This window comes from Sorangium sp. So ce117 (genome assembly GCF_051524395.1).
GTDB lineage: Bacteria > Myxococcota_A > Polyangia > Polyangiales > Polyangiaceae > Sorangium > Sorangium cellulosum_B.
On sequence record NZ_CP150309.1, the window covers coordinates 7,256,939 to 7,274,457 of the forward strand.

The 17,519-nt window shown below is 70.8% G+C and carries 11 protein-coding genes; 6 read left to right on the top strand and 5 right to left on the bottom strand.

Annotated features, from left to right (window positions below):
* The first annotated feature begins 182 nt into the window (after positions 1–182).
* Entirely contained in the window at positions 183–1,802 is a 1,620-nt protein-coding gene (locus WMF46_RS27165) for a metallophosphoesterase (RefSeq protein ID WP_437979855.1), read from the top strand.
* Between the two features lie 129 nt (positions 1,803–1,931).
* Here the strand turns inward: WMF46_RS27165 and WMF46_RS27170 are convergent, their stop codons facing one another.
* Together WMF46_RS27170 and WMF46_RS27175 are read right to left on the bottom strand one after the other, a co-directional pair.
* On the bottom strand, positions 1,932–2,672 hold the full coding sequence (locus WMF46_RS27170; RefSeq protein WP_437979856.1) for a 4'-phosphopantetheinyl transferase family protein: 741 nt from the start codon (positions 2,670–2,672) through the stop codon (positions 1,932–1,934).
* Complete coding sequence (locus WMF46_RS27175) at positions 2,673–3,512, bottom strand: metallophosphoesterase family protein (RefSeq protein ID WP_437979857.1); 840 nt, start codon at positions 3,510–3,512, stop codon at positions 2,673–2,675.
* A 230-nt stretch (positions 3,513–3,742) separates the two neighbouring features.
* Here WMF46_RS27175 and gltB point away from each other — a divergent pair, with 230 nt between their 5' ends.
* From gltB to WMF46_RS27195, 4 genes are all read left to right on the top strand, one after another.
* Positions 3,743–8,350, top strand: coding sequence for a glutamate synthase large subunit (gene gltB / locus WMF46_RS27180; protein WP_437979858.1), 4,608 nt, complete (start codon positions 3,743–3,745; stop codon positions 8,348–8,350).
* A complete protein-coding gene (locus tag WMF46_RS27185; RefSeq protein ID WP_437979859.1) occupies positions 8,343–9,782 on the top strand; it encodes a glutamate synthase subunit beta in 1,440 nt (479 codons plus the stop codon). The genes gltB and WMF46_RS27185 overlap by 8 nt, the downstream gene beginning before the upstream one ends.
* Before the next feature lie 9 nt (positions 9,783–9,791).
* Positions 9,792–10,787, top strand: a complete 996-nt coding sequence (locus WMF46_RS27190; RefSeq protein ID WP_437902447.1) for an MDR/zinc-dependent alcohol dehydrogenase-like family protein — start codon at positions 9,792–9,794, stop codon at positions 10,785–10,787.
* A gap of 145 nt (positions 10,788–10,932) precedes the next feature.
* Positions 10,933–11,343, top strand: a complete 411-nt coding sequence (locus WMF46_RS27195; RefSeq protein WP_437979860.1) for a hypothetical protein — start codon at positions 10,933–10,935, stop codon at positions 11,341–11,343.
* Between the two features lie 106 nt (positions 11,344–11,449).
* Here WMF46_RS27195 and WMF46_RS27200 read toward each other — a convergent pair whose 3' ends face one another.
* Entirely contained in the window at positions 11,450–12,754 is a 1,305-nt protein-coding gene (locus WMF46_RS27200; RefSeq protein ID WP_437520963.1) for a GRAS family protein, read from the bottom strand.
* A 961-nt stretch (positions 12,755–13,715) separates the two neighbouring features.
* Entirely contained in the window at positions 13,716–15,104 is a 1,389-nt protein-coding gene (locus WMF46_RS27205) for a sigma 54-interacting transcriptional regulator (protein WP_437979861.1), read from the bottom strand.
* A 206-nt stretch (positions 15,105–15,310) separates the two neighbouring features.
* Here WMF46_RS27205 and WMF46_RS27210 point away from each other — a divergent pair, with 206 nt between their 5' ends.
* Positions 15,311–15,958, top strand: coding sequence for a hypothetical protein (locus WMF46_RS27210; RefSeq protein WP_437707773.1), 648 nt, complete (start codon positions 15,311–15,313; stop codon positions 15,956–15,958).
* A gap of 128 nt (positions 15,959–16,086) precedes the next feature.
* Here WMF46_RS27210 and WMF46_RS27215 read toward each other — a convergent pair whose 3' ends face one another.
* On the bottom strand, positions 16,087–17,493 hold the full coding sequence (locus WMF46_RS27215; protein ID WP_437979862.1) for a hypothetical protein: 1,407 nt from the start codon (positions 17,491–17,493) through the stop codon (positions 16,087–16,089).
* Positions 17,494–17,519 lie beyond the last annotated feature (26 nt).

The window sequence follows — 17,519 nt, forward strand, 5'->3', positions numbered from 1 at the left end:
CTCGCTCGTGCGCCTCGACGTGACGCTCCGCCGACGTCCGCCGCCGCGCTGCGCGACGTGGGACGTACTACGCGCGTTCTGCGCTCTCTCTTCCTCGGTCGGCGCCGGCCCCCAACGGCAGCGCTACCGCCCGAGTGAACATTTCTTGATCGGACGCTGTGGTGTTGTCATGTAAGGAAGCGATGAGCCAGACACGAGCGGTGGGCATCGCAACATGGGAGCCCGGGCGGCGGCGGATCGCGCGAGCGCGCCCACGTCGCCCCGCGGCGTGCTTCTTCTTTGCGTCCCTTGCGCTCGCGGCGTGTGCCGAGGAGGAGTCCATCGCTCCGGCGCCGCTCCCTGCGCCGGTGCCGCTGCCAGCGCTCCGCGGCGCGCCGCCGCTGACGACCGCTCGCACCTGGGTGCCGCGCGCCGCGGTGGCCGATCCACCGGACAGGAACCCCGCTGTCCCGGCGGAGATCGAGCAGATGCTCGCGGAGGGCTACGGCGAGCTCAAGGGCGGGCCGGGGCAGCCGCTCGCTCCGGCGACGCTCGACGACACCCCTCCACCGCCGCGCGGCGAGCGGCCGACGCTCCTGACGAGGTTCGTCCACCTCGCCGACACCCAGCTCGCGGACGACGAGTCGCCCGCTCGGCTGGCGATCTTCGACTCGCCCGGCGTGTTCGCGTCGGCGTTCCGCCCGCAGGAAGGGCACGAGTGCCGGATCCTCAACGCCGCCGTCCGCACGATCAACGCGCTCCATCGGAGCGCGCCGATCGACTTCGTCCTGCTCGGCGGCGACAACGCCGACAGCGCGCAGACGAACGAGATCGCGTGGTTCTCGGCCATCCTCGACGGCGCCGAGCGCGTCGAGTGCGACTCGGGCGCTGACGACGACCCCGTGCCAGGCCCCGACAACGATCCCAAGGATCCGTTCTTCGCCGAGGGGCTGCTCGTTCCCTGGCGATGGGTGACCGGCAACCACGATGTCCTGCACCAAGGGAACTTCCCGGTGCACACGCGCGCCGAGCTCGCGACGGGGAGCTGGTCGGACGGCGGGACGCGCGACTGGTCCCTCCCCGGCGCTCCGGTGATCACGGGCGAGGTCGTCCCCGACCCGAGGAGAGCGCTGCTGAGCGGCCCCGAGCTGCTCGATCGGGTCGCGGCGACCGGCGACGGGCACGGGATCGGGCCCGACGAGCGCGCGTACGGCAAAGCGTTCTACGAGTTCGACATGAAGGACACCCCCCTTCGCGTCATCGTGCTCGATACGGCCGCCCAGGCGGGCGGGCCGAACGGCGTGATCCTCCAGGACGACGTCGATCGGTTCATCCGGCCCGCGCTCGACCGCGCGAAGCGCGAGCGCAGGTGGGTCATCCTCACGTCCCACCACGCGTCGCGCTCGCTCGGGGACGGCTCCTTCGCCGCGACGGGCACCCCCGCCGTGCCCGGCGCGATCGACGTCGATGCGTGGCAGTCACTCGTCGGCGGCTACGACAACGTCCTGCTCCACCTCGCCGGACACACCCACGTGCACCGGGTGACCCGGGTCTCTCCGGCCGGCGGGCACGCGTACTGGGAGCTCGAGACCTCCGCGCTCGCCGACTACCCCCATCAGGTCCGCGTCATCGAGATCTGGGACGAGGACAACGGCTTCGTCGCCATCCGGGGCGCCGCCCTCGACTACGCCGTCGACGACGACCCGATCGCCGCCGAAGGGCGCCGCCGGGCCGTCGTGGACGTCACCTCCGGCTTCGGCGACGACGGCCGCGGCGAGCCCTCGTGGCGCAACGTCGAGCTCTCGATCGCGCGGCCTGACTGACCTCGCCCGCCGCGCGCCGGGGCCGCGCGGCGCGCTGACCCAGCCAGCCGGAGGCCTGCCAGGGAGGGATGAGGGATGCGCGGCGGCGCCGCCGCGCGGCGGCCTCGCGCGGTCGGCCCCTGCCGTCGCTCATCCGCCGTCGCGCAGCGGCACCGTCTCCCGCAGCTCGATCGACAGCGCAGGTCCGCCCCCGCTGCGGATCGCGGCGGCCATCGTGTGCCGCGCCGAGGGCTGGTAGAGCGCGAACTGCCAGGCCGAGCGGTCGTCGCCGAGCCGCGGATCGAACGAGATGCCGATCGCCGGTCCATCGTCCAGGTGGAACGAGAACTGATCGAGCGGGATCGCGAGCCCCATCCCGCGCGCCTTGATGTACGACTCCTTGAGCGTCCAGTACTCGAAGAAGCGCGCGCGCTGCCTCTCCGGCGGCAGCGCGCGCAGCGCCCTCACCTCGCCCGGCGAGAAGAAGCGATCGGCGATGTCCACCGCGCTGCTCGCGCGCTCGGTGTCCTCGACGTCGACGCCCACGTCGCGATCCAGCGCGACCAGGCAGGCGATCAGACCCCGCGTGTTCGACAGGTTGAACCGGATCGGCGGCACCCCCGGAGGTCCGGCGATCTGCGGGCGGCCAAACTCGTTCCGGACGAACGACCACGCCTCGGGCGCGACGTTCGCGTACTTCGAGAGGACCGTGCGCACGAGGGCGCGGGTGAGCAGGTACTCGTGCCGGTTCTCGGCGAACAGGAAGCGCGCCTGCTGCGCCGCCTCGTCAGGCGCCATCAGCCGGTGGTACGCCTCGAGCAACGCCTCGTCGCGAGCCGAGTCGCAGAAGACGTACCAGAGGTGCGCGGCGCCGGGGCCGATCGTGAGCATTTACATCCTCGGCGGCGCCGCGCCTGCAGGGCCCGGCAGGATCTCCCGAAGGCAGCTGTCGGCGCTGCGCTCGATGGGCCGCTGGCGCGGATATCCGAACGACACCTCCTCGAAACGAACACCGTCGATCCAGTCGGTGCGGGGGATGTGGAGGTGCCCTGACACGACCACCCGCGCGCGGAACCGCGTGTGCCAGTCGTGCGTGCGCCGCGTCCCGCACCAGATCGAGAAACGCGGGATGTGCCGCAGCCGCACGAGCTCTTCGCGCAGCGGGAAGTGGTTGATGAGCACCGTGGGGCGCCCCTCGAGCGCGCCGAGGCGGCCCTCCGTCGCGGCGAGGCGGGCCCGGCACCACTCGGGCCGGCTCGCGTAGGGGGCCGGGTCGAGCAGCTCCTCGTCGCTGCAGAGGACGCCGCTCTCCATGGCCCACGCCACCGCGTCGCGCTCCGGCACGCCGTCCGGCCGGAAGCTGTAGTCGTAGAGCAGGAACATCGGCGCCAGCACGTGCGGTCCGCCCTCGCCGTCCCAGAGCACGTAGGGGTCTTCGGGCGTGAGCACGCCGCGGCTCCGACACAGCTCGACCAGCCGCTCGTACCGGGCCTGGCCGCGCGGACCGCCGCGCTCACTCGGCATCGTATAGAGCTCGTGGTTGCCCGGCGTCCACACGAGCCGCTTGAACCGCGGACCCAGGGTTTCGAGGACGTAGATGAGGTGCTGCTCCGTCTCCCCGAGATCCCCCGCGAGGATGAGCCAGTCGCTCGGCCGCGGCGTCATGCGCTCGATGGCCCACCGGTTCTCCGCATACCCGACGTGGAGATCGCTGAGTGCGAAGAGCTTCATCCGAATACCGCGCCGCCGGGGGCCGGACCGGCGAGCCGGCCGCCCCCACCCACACCACGGCCGACGACGGGCGTCCACTGCCGAGCGCCGCCGCCGGGAGGAGCGGCCCCCCGGGCAAGGCGACACCCCTTCCCCATTTTGCGCCCGGTTCCGCGGCTCCTGGCGCGCCGCATTAAACTAGGGCTCCAATCCTTGTGCCACCTGTGCTACGCGCGTGTGAAGTCAGCACCATGCCTCTGCCCCAACGACAAGGTCTTTACGATCCGGCTTTCGAACACGACGCATGCGGTCTCGGATTCGTCGCCACGCTCCGCCGTGAAGCGACGCACGAGGTCGTCTGCCAAGCGCTCGAGATCCTCGAAAATCTAACCCATCGCGGCGCCGCTGGCTGCGACCCCTGCACCGGCGATGGCGCGGGCGTCCTCCTCCAGATCCCGCACGAGCTGTACGCCACGTCCCTGGCCGCCCTTGGCATCGCGCTGCCTGCTCCCGGCGACTACGCCGTCGCGACGGCGTTCTTCTCGCAGCTCCCGTCGCGGCGCCGCCAGTGCGAGGCGATCCTCGAGGCCGCGGTCGTGCACCACGGACAGCGCGTCCTCGGCTGGCGTGACGTCCCCATCGATGACGCGGCGCTCGGCCCGATCGCGCGCGACTCGCGCCCCGCGATCCGCCAGCTGTTCATCGGCAGGGTCGCGCCTCGCCAGTCCTTCGAGCAGGTCCTGTATGCGATCCGCAAGCGCGCCGGCCGCGCCGCCAACGCCGACGACTTCTACATCACGTCGTGCTCGTCGCGGACGGTCGTCTACAAGGGCCTGATGCTCGCGGAGCAGGTCGCGGCGTTCTACCCCGATCTGTCCGACAAGCGCACCGTGTCGCGGCTCGCGATGGTGCACTCGCGCTTCTCCACGAACACCTTCCCGACGTGGGAGCGCGCGCACCCGTACCGGGTCATCGCGCACAACGGCGAGATCAACACCGTGCGCGGCAACACCGCGTGGATGTCGGCGCGCGAGGCGCTGCTGAAGAGCGATGTCTTCGCGAACGCGATCGAGGACTTCAAGCCGATCATCCGCCCGGGCGGCTCCGACTCGTCCGCGCTCGACAACGTTGTCGACTTCCTGCTCGCGAGCGGCCGCTCGCTGCCCCACGTGATGATGATGCTCGTGCCCGAGGCCTGGGCGCTCGACCCGGACATGTCGGCCGAGAAGAAGGCGTTCTACGAGTACCACGGCTGTCTGATCGAGCCCTGGGACGGCCCCGCGGCGCTGTGCTTCACGGACGGACGGCTCATCGGCGCGACGCTCGACCGGAACGGGCTGCGCCCCGCGAAGTACGTCGTGACGAGCGACGGGCTCGTCGTGCTCGCGAGCGAGTTCGGCGTCCTCGACATCGAGCCGGCGCGCGTGATCCAGAAGGGGCGCCTCCAGCCGGGCAAGATGTTCCTCGTCGACACGACCGAGGGTCGCGTCGTCAGCGACGACGAGATCAAGCGCCGCGTCGCGACGCAGAAGCCCTACGCGGCGTGGGTCGCCGAGAACAAGATCGATCTGCGCGCCCTCGAGGACGTGCCGAGCCTCTACACCATCCCGCACGCGGACCTCCGGGGCCTGCAGCAGGCGTTCGGCTACACCGAGGAGGACCTGCGGATGATCCTCGGGCCGATGGCCACCCTCGGCGAGGAGCCGGTGGGCTCGATGGGCATCGACATCCCGCTCGCCGTGCTCTCCGAGAAGCCCCAGCTGCTCTTCCGCTACTTCAAGCAGCTGTTCGCGCAGGTCACGAACCCGCCGATCGACCCGCTCCGCGAGGAGATCGTGATGTCGCTCGTGAGCTGCGTCGGCGGCGAGGGCAACCTCCTCGAGGAGACGCCCCGCCAGTGCCGGATGCTCGAGCTGCCGCACCCGATCCTCACGCAGGACGACCTGTCGAAGCTGCGGAAGAACGTCTTCCCCGACTTCCGCGCGGCCACGCTGCCCATGTACTTCCCGGTCGACGGCGACCCGGAGGACAACCTGCGCGCCGCGATCGCGAAGCTCTGCAAGGACGCGAGCCGCGCGATCGCCGACGGCGCGAGCATCCTCATCCTCAGCGACCGCGGCATCGACGAGACGCTCGCCCCCATCCCGAGCCTGCTCGCCGTGGGCGCCGTGCACCACCACCTCATCAACGAGGGGGCGCGCACGCGCGCGGGCATCATCGTCGAGACCGGCGAGGCGCGCGAGGTCGGCCACATGGCGCTGCTCATCGGCTACGGCGCCGGCGCGGTGAACCCGTACCTCGCGTTCGAGTCGATCGCGGCGATGTGCCGCGACAAGACCCTCGGCGCCGACCTCTCGCCGACCGCGGCGGGCTCGCGGTACGTGAAGGGGCTCAAGAAGGGCATCCTGAAGATCATGTCGAAGATGGGGATCAGCGCGCTCTCCAGCTACCAGGGCGCGCAGATCTTCGAGGCGATCGGCATCGATCAGCTCGTCATCGACGCGTACTTCACCGGCACGGCGTCGCGCGTCCGCGGCGTCGGGCTGCGCGAGATCGCGGAGGAGGCGCTCGCGCGCCACCACGCGGCGTACGGCGAGCGGGCGCGCGCGCACCTCGACGTCGGCGGCCACCACCACTTCCGCGTGTCCGGCGAGCGGCACCTCTGGACGCCGCAGTCGATCGCCTCGCTCCAGCGGGCGGTCCGCCTCGACGACGCGAAGAGCTACGCCGAGTACGCCTCCGTCATCAACGAGCAGCAGGAGCACCCGATGTCGCTCCGCGGGCTGTGGGACTTCAGGCCCGCGGGCCCGCCGGTGCCGATCGAGGAGGTCGAGCCCGCCGCCTCGATCGTGAAGCGCTTCGCCACGGGCGCCATGTCCTTCGGGAGCATCTCGAAGGAGGCGCACGAGACGCTCGCGATCGCGATGAACCGGATCGGCGCGCGGTCGAACACCGGCGAGGGCGGCGAGGACCCGGTGCGCTTCCTCCGGCTGCCGAACGGCGACTCGAAGCGGAGCGCGGTGAAGCAGGTCGCCTCGGCGCGGTTCGGCGTCACGGCCGAGTACCTCGTGAACGCCGACGAGCTGCAGATCAAGATGGCGCAGGGGGCCAAGCCCGGCGAGGGCGGCCAGCTCCCGGGCCACAAGGTCGACGCGGTGATCGCGAAGGTGCGCCACTCGACGCCCGGCGTGACGCTGATCTCGCCGCCGCCGCACCACGACATCTACTCGATCGAGGATCTCGCGCAGCTCATCTTCGACCTGAAGAACATCAACTCGAAGGCGCGCATCAGCGTGAAGCTCGTCGCCGAGGCGGGCGTCGGCACCATCGCCGCGGGCGTCGTGAAGGCGCACGCCGACGTGGTGCTGATCAGCGGCGACTCGGGCGGCACCGGCGCCTCCCCGCTCACGTCGATCCACCACGCGGGCGTCGCGTGGGAGCTCGGGCTCGCCGAGGCGCACCAGGTGCTCGTGATGAACGGGCTCCGCGGCCGCGCCATCGTGCAGACCGACGGCAAGCTGATGACGGGCCGCGACGTCGCGTTCGCCGCGCTGCTCGGCGCCGAGGAGTTCGGCTTCTCCACGGCGCCGCTCGTCGCGACCGGCTGCATCATGATGCGCAAGTGCCACCTCAACACCTGCCCGGTCGGCATCGCCACGCAGGACCCGGAGCTTCGTAAGAAGTTCACGGGCGCGCCGGAGCACGTCATCAACTTCTTCTTCTACGTGGCCGAGGAGCTCCGGCAGATCATGGCGCGCCTGGGCTTCCGCACGCTGACCGAGATGGTCGGGCGCTCCGACTGCATCGTGCAGCGGAGCGCCGGGCTCCACCCGAAGGCGAGGAAGATCGACTGCTCCGAGGTGCTGTACCGCCCGAAGGAGGCGCTCACGAGCCCGACCCACTGCGTGGAGCTGCAGGACCACAAGCTCGACCGGGTGCTCGACCTCAAGCTGATCGAGAAGGCGCGCGCGACGATCGACGGCGGGGCCCCCGTCGTCATCGAGACCCGCGTGAAGAACTCGGATCGGACGCTCGGCGCGATGCTGAGCGGCGAGATCGCGCGCCGCCACGGCAGCGTCGGGCTCCCCGAGGACAGCATCGTGGTCAAGTGCGCCGGCAGCGCCGGCCAGAGCTTCGGCGCCTTCGCCTCGCGGGGCATGACCCTCGAGCTCGAAGGCGACGCGAACGACTACGTCGGCAAGGGCCTCTCGGGCGGCGTGGTCGCTGTGCGGCCGCCGCGCGAGGCGCCGTTCCGGCCGGACGATCAGGTCATCGTGGGCAACGTCGTGCTGTACGGCGCGACGAACGGCCGCGCGTTCTTCAACGGCCGCGCGGGCGAGCGCTTCGCGGTCAGGAACAGCGGGGCCACCACCGTCGTCGAGGGCGTGGGCGACCACGGCTGCGAGTACATGACGGGCGGCACCGTGATCATCCTGGGCACCACCGGCCGCAACTTCGGGGCCGGCATGAGCGGCGGGCTCGCCTACGTCTTCGACGAGGACGCGCTCTTCGAGGCGCGCTGCAACAAGGAGATGGTGCAGCTCGAGACGATGACCTCCGCCGACGCCGAGTCGGTGCGGGCGCTGCTCGAGGAGCACGTGCGGCGCACGGGCAGCCGGAAGGCGATCGAGCTGCTCGAGTCCTGGCAGGCCGTCCTGTCGAAGTTCGTGAAGGTCGTCCCGAGCGAGTACCGCCGCGCCCTGGAGGCCGCGGCGTCGCCCGCGACGAACGGAGCGGACGGGTCCGACGGGCTCGTGTCTCTCCTTTCTCCTTCCACCCCCTATGTTTCCACTGGACGTTACATCCCCGCCAACGCGGGTCCCCTGAGCACGGGAGAGAGGTCGGCCGCCCATGGGTAAGGTACGAGGCTTCCTCGAGATCCAGCGGGTCGACATCAAGAAGCGGCCCGTCTCCGAGCGTTTGAACGACTGGCAGGAGTTCGAGCTCCCGGTCCCCGACGCCGAGCTGCGCGATCAGGCAGCCCGGTGCATGGACTGCGGCATCCCGTTCTGTCACGACGGATGTCCGCTCGGGAACCTGATCCCCGACTGGAACGATCACATGTTCCGCGATCGCCTCCCCGAGGCGATCGCGTCGCTCGACGCGACGAACAACTTCCCCGAGTTCACCGGGCGCGTGTGCCCCGCGCCTTGCGAGGCGGGGTGCGTTCTGAACATCGAGAGCAAGCCGGTCACCATCAAGAACGTCGAGCGCGCGATCGCGGATCGCGCGTTCGACCGGAACCTGGTGGCGCCGGTCATCGCGAAGCAGCGCACGGGCAAGAAGGTCGCGGTGATCGGCTCGGGGCCCGCCGGGCTCGCTGCTGCCCAGCAGCTCGCGCGCAAGGGCCACGACGTGACGCTCTTCGAGCGCGACGACCGCATCGGCGGCCTGCTCCGGTACGGCATCCCCGACTTCAAGATGGAGAAGCACCTCATCGACCGGCGCATGGAGCAGATGCAGGCCGAGGGGGTGACGTTCCGCACGGGCGTCCACTGCGGCGTCGACATCACCGGCGACGCCCTGCGCGAGCAGTACGACGCCGTCGTGCTGTGCGGCGGGGCGCGCCGGCCGCGCGACCTGCCGGTGCCTGGCCGGGAGCTGAAGGGCGTCCATTTCGCGATGGATTTCCTGACCCAGCAGAACAAGCGGGTCGCCGGCGACGTGATCCCCGACAGCGAGGCGATCTTCGCCACGGACAAGCGGGTGATCGTCATCGGCGGCGGCGACACCGGCTCCGACTGCCTCGGCACGAGCCACCGCCACCGCGCGGCGCACGTGACGCAGCTCGAGCTGCTCCCCCGCCCCCCCGAGCAGCGCTCGCTGACGAACCCGTGGCCCGCGTGGCCGCTCATCCTCCGCACCTCGTCCTCGCACGAGGAGGGCGGCGAGCGCGACTGGTCGGTGTCGACCACCGCGTTCCTCGGGGACGAGCACGGGCACGTCCGCGCGCTCCAGGCGATGCGGGTGAAGCTGGAAGGTGGGAAGTTCGTGCCGGTCCCGGGGAGCGAGTTCGAGATCCCGTGCGAGCTCGTCCTGCTCGCGATGGGCTTCGTCGGCTCCGAGCGCGAGGGGCTGCTCGAGCAGCTCGGCGTCGAGATGGACCAGCGCGGCAACGTGAAGGCCCACGGCGGGCGCACCAGCGTGGAGGGCGTCTTCGCCGCCGGCGACATGTCGCGCGGACAGAGCCTCGTCGTCTGGGCCATCGCGGAGGGGCGCAAGGCCGCGGACGCGGTCGACGCGTACCTGATGCAGCCGGCCAAGCGCCGGCTGGCGCTCGCGGCGGGCTAGAGCTCGACCGTGCGAGCGCTGGTCTGGGACGGAACGGCCGCGCGCGTCATCGACCGCGACCCCCCCTCGACCACGGCCGGCATGGCCGTGGTCGAGGTGCGGTGCGCCGGGATCTGCAACACGGATCTCGAGATCATCCAAGGTTACATGGGCTTCCGCGGCACGCTCGGGCACGAGTTCGTCGGCGACGTCGTGGAGGGCCCGGCCGCCTGGCTCGGCCGCCGCGTGGTGGGCGAGATCAACTTCGCGTGCGGCCGCTGCGAGAGCTGCGCGCGCGGGCTGGGCAGGCACTGCCCGACGCGCACCGTCATGGGCATCGTCGGCGCCGACGGCGCGCTGGCGGAGCGCGTCGCGGTGCCCGTGGCGAACCTCCACGCCGTGGCCGACGGGGTCGACGACGAGGAGGCGGTGTTCGCGGAGCCGCTCGCGGCGGCGTTCGCGATCCTGGAGCAGGTGCGTGTGTCGCCGGGCGCGTCGGCGCTCGTGTTCGGCGACGGGAAGCTCGGCCTGCTCATCGCGCAGGTGCTCCACCAGGCTGGCGCCCGCGTCCTCGCGGTCGGCAAACACGAGGAGAAGCTCGCCCTGCTGCGCGCGCAGGGCATCGCGACCGAGCTCGTTCGCCCGGAGCCCTCGGGCCAGGCCGACGCCGGTGCCTCGCCGCCCCGGGGCGCCTGGGCCGGAGATCCGGCCGAGCTGGTGGTCGAGGCCACCGGCACCGCCGAGGGGTTCGTGAGGGCCGTCCGCGCGACCCGGCCCAGGGGCACGCTCGTGCTCAAGAGTACGGTGGCCGGGCTCTCCAGCGTCCACCTCGCCGAGCTCGTCATCAACGAGATCACCGTCGTCGGCTCGCGCTGCGGGCTGTTCGGGCCAGCGCTGCGCGCCCTCGAGGCCCGGACCGTCGATGTCCGCTCCCTCGTGTCGGCGCGGCTCCCGCTGGAGCGCGCCGCAGAGGCGCTGGCGGCCGCCGCAGCGCCCGGCGCTCTCAAGGTGCTCGTCACCCGCTGAGCTCGGCGCGCTGGCTGTCAGCTCGTCCGGGTGGCCTGCGGCCAGCGCGGCATGTTCGCCAGGCGCATTGCATGAGAATTTCTCGCGGCTGGCCGGAATAGATCCTCCTAGGGGCCGCAGGCCGCGCCCCCGATCAGGAGCTGCGATGAGCGCGAAGGACAGCCCACACCACGACGACCGCCGAGAGGACGCGCTCAACGAGGCCCGGCGAGCCAGGGAGAGCTGGGAGCAGCAGCGGCTACGGGAGCTCGACCTCGTCGGCATCGAAGAGGATGCGTCGACGTTTTGCCTTCATTGTCGCCGTGAGCTGCTGGGGCAGCTCACACGGGCCCAGGCGCGCGGCTCGGTGCTGTTCGAGCTCGTCAGGCGCGAAGGGCTGAGCCCTCTTCCCTTCCACGACCCCCGGTCCGCTGCCGAGGGCGGTCACCCGCCGGGGTACCGGCGCGACCTCTGGGAAACCGCAATGCACAAGCGCCGCGCCCTGTGGCTCCCCCTCGCGTGCCTCGCGCTCGGCGCGCTGGTGCTCTGGGTGGCATTCGTCCTCCCGAGGCGCTGAGGGCGAGGGGCCGCTCGCGTCCGGATGTGATCCGGACAGGGAAGCGGTCGTTGAAAGAGGGGCGCAGATTCGTGCGTTATGAGCTCACCTGCGCTGTGCGGCGCTCCTAGCGGCGGAACAGGCCGGACATGAACCGCGATGGCGGCGGGAGCTGCCGCGGACGCCACGCCGACGCGGCCACGATGGACACGCCGTTGCGCATGAGCAGGAGCGCGGGCTCGTCGCTCCGGACGTCGAACCCCTGGCTCAGGCGGAGCGCTCCGCGGACCAGCGACTCGTGCGGCGAGACGCGGAGCGGCTCGAAGCCGTTCATGCGGAGGCGGCGCTGCCAGGCGCCCCGGCGCTCGTGCCGCTCGACCCGCGCGGCCCCCTCGCCCACCACCACGTTCATCACCTCCTGTCCGAAGAAGACCTGCTCGATGGTCTCCCGCGCGGCGATGTGCGGCGGGAGCAGCGCCTCGAGCGCCTGGAATACCGCGTAGTAGTGGCCGATCGCCTCCGACAGCCGCGGGAGGAACTGGTGCGCGTTGTGCTCCACATCCGGCTCGACGAGCGTCAGCACGCGCGGCGACAGCGCCCGGATCCTCGTGAGGATCGTGTCGCGGTTCGCGGTGGCGTGCACCGAGGCATCCGGCACGTGGTGCAATGCGAACGCCGCATTGACCGCAATGGGCGCCGTGGAGCGGGACGCGATACGGCTCCAGTCGACGCGCTCCACCGAGGATGCGACGCCGTGGAACTCGAAGGGGACCTTCAGGCGCTCCGCCCACCCCCCGATGAACGCGCCCGCCCAGCGCAGCCGCTGCTCGGGATCGGGGCCCCGGCACGGCAGGTCGATGCCGGTCAGCCGGACCCGCGGCGGGCCGCCGGGCCGCGTCGCCAGCCGGTGTAGCAGGAATGGCCACTGCGTACCGCCGCCAACGCCGATGTCGATGACATGGATCTCCCCTTCGTCCTGGAACGCTTCGACGATGGCCGCGTTCGCGCTGAGGTAGCCGAACCGGATGAGCGGCGTCGCGTGCACGAGCAGCTGAAACGCCGCGAGCATGTCCCGCGGCCCGGCGCTGCGCAGGTACAGATTCCCGTCGCCGGAGCGATCTCCGTCCAGGCGGGCGAGCAGCGCCCGGCCAAACACGCCAGAAATGCGCTCGGACGCGTCCCCCGTATCGGGCTCGGCCCGCAGGATGCCCTCGATGAGGGCCCTCGCGCGCTCGCTGTCCCCCGCGTCGATCGCCTCGCCCGCCGCCAGGAGGCGGCTCAGGAACGGGCGGCGACGCGAGTGGGTTTGGCGGGTCCCCGAGCTCGGCTGCTGCCCTGGGCTGGACGCTGTCGAGCTGGTGGGCCCCTCGATGTGCGCTCGTAGGCTAAGAGGCGCCTCTTCGGCCGATACGTGTCTACGGATCGCGTTCATGGTGTCCAGGGCTGTTCAACCAGGCAGCCCGCCGTCCTGGCTGGGCTCTCCGCGGGCAGCCGATTTCAGGCGAGAACGCATGACGTCGACCACCTCGCAGGAGCCAGGGGTTTCAATGTTTGCAGATGTCGCTGAGGGCGAGCCCGACAGCGAGCAAGGGGCAGGCGCTCGGCGGCCGCGCGCCCGCGGCAAGGCCGCGGAGCGCGGCGCCCGCCCGTGACGCGACGGGGCCTGAGCTCGCAGGGAGACCCGACAGACAACTCTCTGTACATCGATGAAGCCGCCCGCCCGGTCAAGTCCAAGATCGTCATTGTGCGTCGCGCCCCCGTCCTCGTGTTCCGCGCGCCGTCCGAGCCTGTCTTCTGGCGACAGACGTAGGCATTCGTAGGCGTCCCGCGAGGCGCGCGTGATCGCGCCGCAGGCGGAAGCCCCGCCGGCCCCGGCGCGCGCGGATCGCGAGGAGCGCTGCCGCGATGACGCAGGCCGCGCGCGACGCGCAGCCCACGGCACACTTCACCGGTGGTCTCTTCAGGGCGCATCGTGGGCTCCGACCTGGCGAGCACGCGCCGGACTCGTCGAGTTGACCGTGGTCGTGACAGCACCTCGCTGGGGACGGGGCTTACACACGACATTACAACCCGCATAATCAGCTCTGTAAAGTCCCTATACATGGGCGTTCGGTCGATCGAGCCCACGTTGCGTCGCCGGATGGAGGCAACCCTGCGACGATCGGGCGCTTCTTCGCCGGAGAAACAGCGCCGCGACGGCCTTCAGGCCTTCGGAAGGAGCAGAGCGTTTGCTGTAGGTGATGTATGGAACGACCGCCCCCTCGGGCTCAGCAGCCTACGCCGGGAGTGACTTCCTCATCGCGACGCAGCCGGAAGACGAGCGCTCTCGAGTGACGCGGCGGCACCATTGACGCACTCCTGCACCTGTGCATGCGACGGCGGGCGCCAGCGGTTCAGTCGTTGTCGGACAGGTCGCTTCCCTCGGCGAAGTGGGAGCGATCGACGCCATTCTTCTCGAGCCAGCGTCGAATTCGATTCCTGTGCACTCCGAGCCTGGTGGCCGCGCGAGACACATTGCCTCGCTCGAGGCGAAGCGCCTCGGCGATCTCATCTTCGGGAAGCGCCTGTCCTGCGCGCGCCGGTCGAACATCGCTCGCCGTCGGCCGGGCCTGGGGCTCGATCGACTCCGGGCTCAGCCCGACGCCGGCGAGCGGATCCAGATCCTTGGCCTCGACCGTGCGCCGCCCCTCGTCGAGCGCGCGCGTCACGGCGCGCCGCGCCTCGCCGACGAACTCGCGCAGATTTCCCGGCCATCGGCGCATCGCGCACGCGATGATCATCGAATGGTGAATCGCCGGCGGCGCGCTTTGAGCGGCCGCGCCGACCACCTTTGCGCATTGCGCGAGCAGCCACGGGATCTCCTCGGTCCGCTCGCGGAGGGGCGGGAGCCGGACCTCGGGCCGGCCGATACGGTAGTAGAGATCATCCCGGAAGCGGCCCTGGGCGACGCGGGCGCGGAGGTCGTGTGTCGCCGCGCAGATCCGGATCTGCACCGGGCGAGGCGCGACGGCGCCGAGCTCGAGGACCTGCCGGGTGTCGATCGTCCGCAGCAGCTTCGCCTGGACGGCCGCGTCGAGCTCCGCCACCTCGTCGAGGAAGAGCGTGCCTCCGTGGGCGGCCTGCACATAGCCGTCGGTGTCGTGCGTCGCGCCGGAGTAAGCGCCGCGCCTGGCGCCGAAGAGGAGCCGCTCCGCCAGGCCCTCCGGGATGGCCGCGCAGTTGACAGCGACGAATGGGCCGCGCGCCTGCGGCCCCGCCTCGTGGTAGGCGCGCGCCGCGAGCTCCTTGCCCGTGCCGCTCTCGCCCGTCACGAGGAGGCTGTCTCCCCCGGCCGCGGCGCGGATGATCGTGTCGTAAATGAGCTGCAGCCTCGGCCCGAGGACGCTCTCCTTTTCGAGGCGCACGCCCCCGCGCGCGAAGCTCCGGATGTCGCTGAGCGCGAGGAACACCGACGTCCCCGCGCCGACGACCTGGATCGCGTCCCTCCGCACCTCGCCGCGGACCGGCTCGCCGTTGACCGACGTCCCGTTGGTGCTGCCGAGGTCCTCCACGGTCCAGGCGCCGCCGTCGTACGCGATGCGGGCGTGTCGCCGCGACATGAGCGAGTCGTCCATGAGCGGCACGCCGCCGACGCCTCCGCGACCCACCACCACGGAGCCACGATCCAGCGGGATGGGAGCGCAGCGCGGCTGATCCCCCGAGAAGATCAGGACGATGCCGGGAACAGGCTCGGCGACCGAGGGCTCCGGTGCAACCGAGACGCGGACGGTGGAGTGGTCCATCGGGCACAATCTTACCCGTTGAAGAACCTGGCCGGCCAGTGGCCGGCCATCCCAACGGCATGCGAAGGCTCTCTGGGCAGAACTCCCAGCAAATCCAGGTCGCCCCGTTCGCCAGGTTCGGCACAAGTTGTGCTTGTTCCCTCGGCATGGTGGCCTCTGCAAGAGCTCGCATCCATCGGGACCGGGGGTCTGCCCTCGAGGTGAACATGGGATCCGGCCGCAACATCGAGGAGGCGAGCCGCCGCTCGTCCCGGCGTCTGCACACATCCCGCACCCTGCCGAGCCTCCCCACCCACCCCGGTCTCCAGAGCATCAGCGGCCTCCGCGGCGCTCTCGAGTTCCTGGAGTGGCCGGCGTCCGAGTGGACGCCCAAGGACCTCCAGGACTGGTTCGTGGACCACCTCGTGACCCCGGGCCTGATGAAGCGCCCCCAGATCGTGCGCGAGCCCGGCGCGACGCCCGTCATGCTCGATCCCCGGGCCGACGGCGGCAGCAACCTCGAGGAGCTCATCCACAAGGCCCGCGGGCGCGTCATCACGGCCCTCCGGGGGCTGATCGCGCCCGTCGCCGACGATCGATTCCTGAACGCGGCGATCTACGGGGGCAGGGTCCGCCGGGCGGCGGTAGGCGGCCGTCCCGTCTGGGTCGCCTCGCCGCGCGAGATCGACTTCCTCGGCGACATTGTGCTCAGTTTGCTCGCCGCCGACATCCTGCTCGACCGGGAGTTCTATCGCGCACACCTGTGCATCTGCGAGGTGTGCGGAAGGGTGTCATTCAAGGAGACCGCGGACGCGCGAGGCGTATGCAGCGAGCATCGCAGCAGTGTGTCCGGGTTTACGCCGCGGGTGCGCTGAGCGCCTGCGGCGGAGCCGTGACGCCAGAGACGATAAAGGCCGGCTGAAGAGCCGGCCTTCGTCATTTCTCTCGCCACGGATCCGGTCCGCCCGCCGCATCGCGGAGGGCCGGCGCGGACGGCGCCGCGTCAGTTCGCGTCGAACGAGACCCAGGCGCCCGTCGCCCAGGTGTCATCGGCCTTGAACGCGCCGATGTAGCTCGCCTCCGGGTCGAAGAAGCCGTCATCCGGCGGGGTCGCCGCGTTCTCGGTGAGCGTGGCCTCGGGCCGGAAGTCGGGCGTGGCGGCGAAGCAGTCGGCGAGCCCGGGATCCTCGGCGCTGTTGGTCGCCTCGCCCTCGAACCACGCGAGCTCGTCCGTGCCAGCGTCGTCGTCGTCGTCGAGCTTCGACTCGGTCGCCGCCTCGGTGTCGGTCTCTTCGTAGGCGATGTTCGCCTCGATGTTGCCGAAGAATATCGAGCTCGCGAGCTCGACCTCGGTGAGCTCGTTGCGGAGATCCACCCCCGCTTCGAAGCCGGTCACGATGGTGTTGAAGATGTGGGCCTTCGTCGAGCGGCGGAGCAGCATGCCGTACTGCTGCTTGTCGACCTCCTTGTTCTTGCCGCACAGGGTCGCGTTGTAGATCGTCGGCTCGCTGAGGGGCGTGTTGGCCGACGAGTCGGCGTCGTTGTCGCCCTCGAAGCCGTTCGTCTCGTCGGCGACGGACGGGTCCTGCTGGAGCGCGAGGAACTGGAGCTTGCCGGTGTAGCCGAGGTCGAAGTCGAAGCCGTCGTCGCCGTTCTGCGCGCAGATGAGGTGCTTCGCGTTGACGGTGCCGCCGAAGAACTCGAAGCAATCGTCGAGCGTGTGGTGCACCATCACGTGATCGACGGTCGTCCCGGAGCCCACGCCGGCGAAGGTGAGGCCGTTGACCTCGTTGTCCTGGGAGAGGAGGATCCCGCTGTACTCGATGCGCACGTACTCGAGGACACCGCTGCTGTCCGCGGGCTTGTCGCCGCCGTACTCCGTGCCTTCGCCGGTGATGCCCTCGACGCTGGCCTTGCCGCCTTCGACGTTGACGGGCGCCTCGCCGAGCAGGATGACGCCGCCCCAGTCGCCGGCGGCGCGATCGCCCTCCTCGCCCTGGCTCGTGAACACGATGGGCTTGCTCGCCGTGCCCTTGGCGTTGATCTTGGCGCCGGGCTTCACGACGAGCGTGGCGAGGCTCACCTTCTCGCCCATGATCTTCGTGCCGGGCTCGATGGTCAGGGTCGCGCCGCGCTCGACAAAGAGGATCCCCTTCATGAGGTAGCACTTGTCGGCGGTCCACTTCGTGCTGGCGGTGATCGCCTCGCTGACCTCCACCGGGGAGGAGCAATCGGCGCTGACGTCGCCACCACCGCCGCCGTCGCCACCGCCGCCCTCGCCGCCACCGCCACCGTCACCGCCGCTGGCGGAGCTGCTAGCGGACGAGGTGCTTGTCGAGGTCGGGGAGATCGAGTCGTCATCGCCGCACGCGGCGAACGCCGCGACGGAGAGCGCCGAGGCGCAAACCAAGCCCAATCTGAGTGTACGCAATTTAT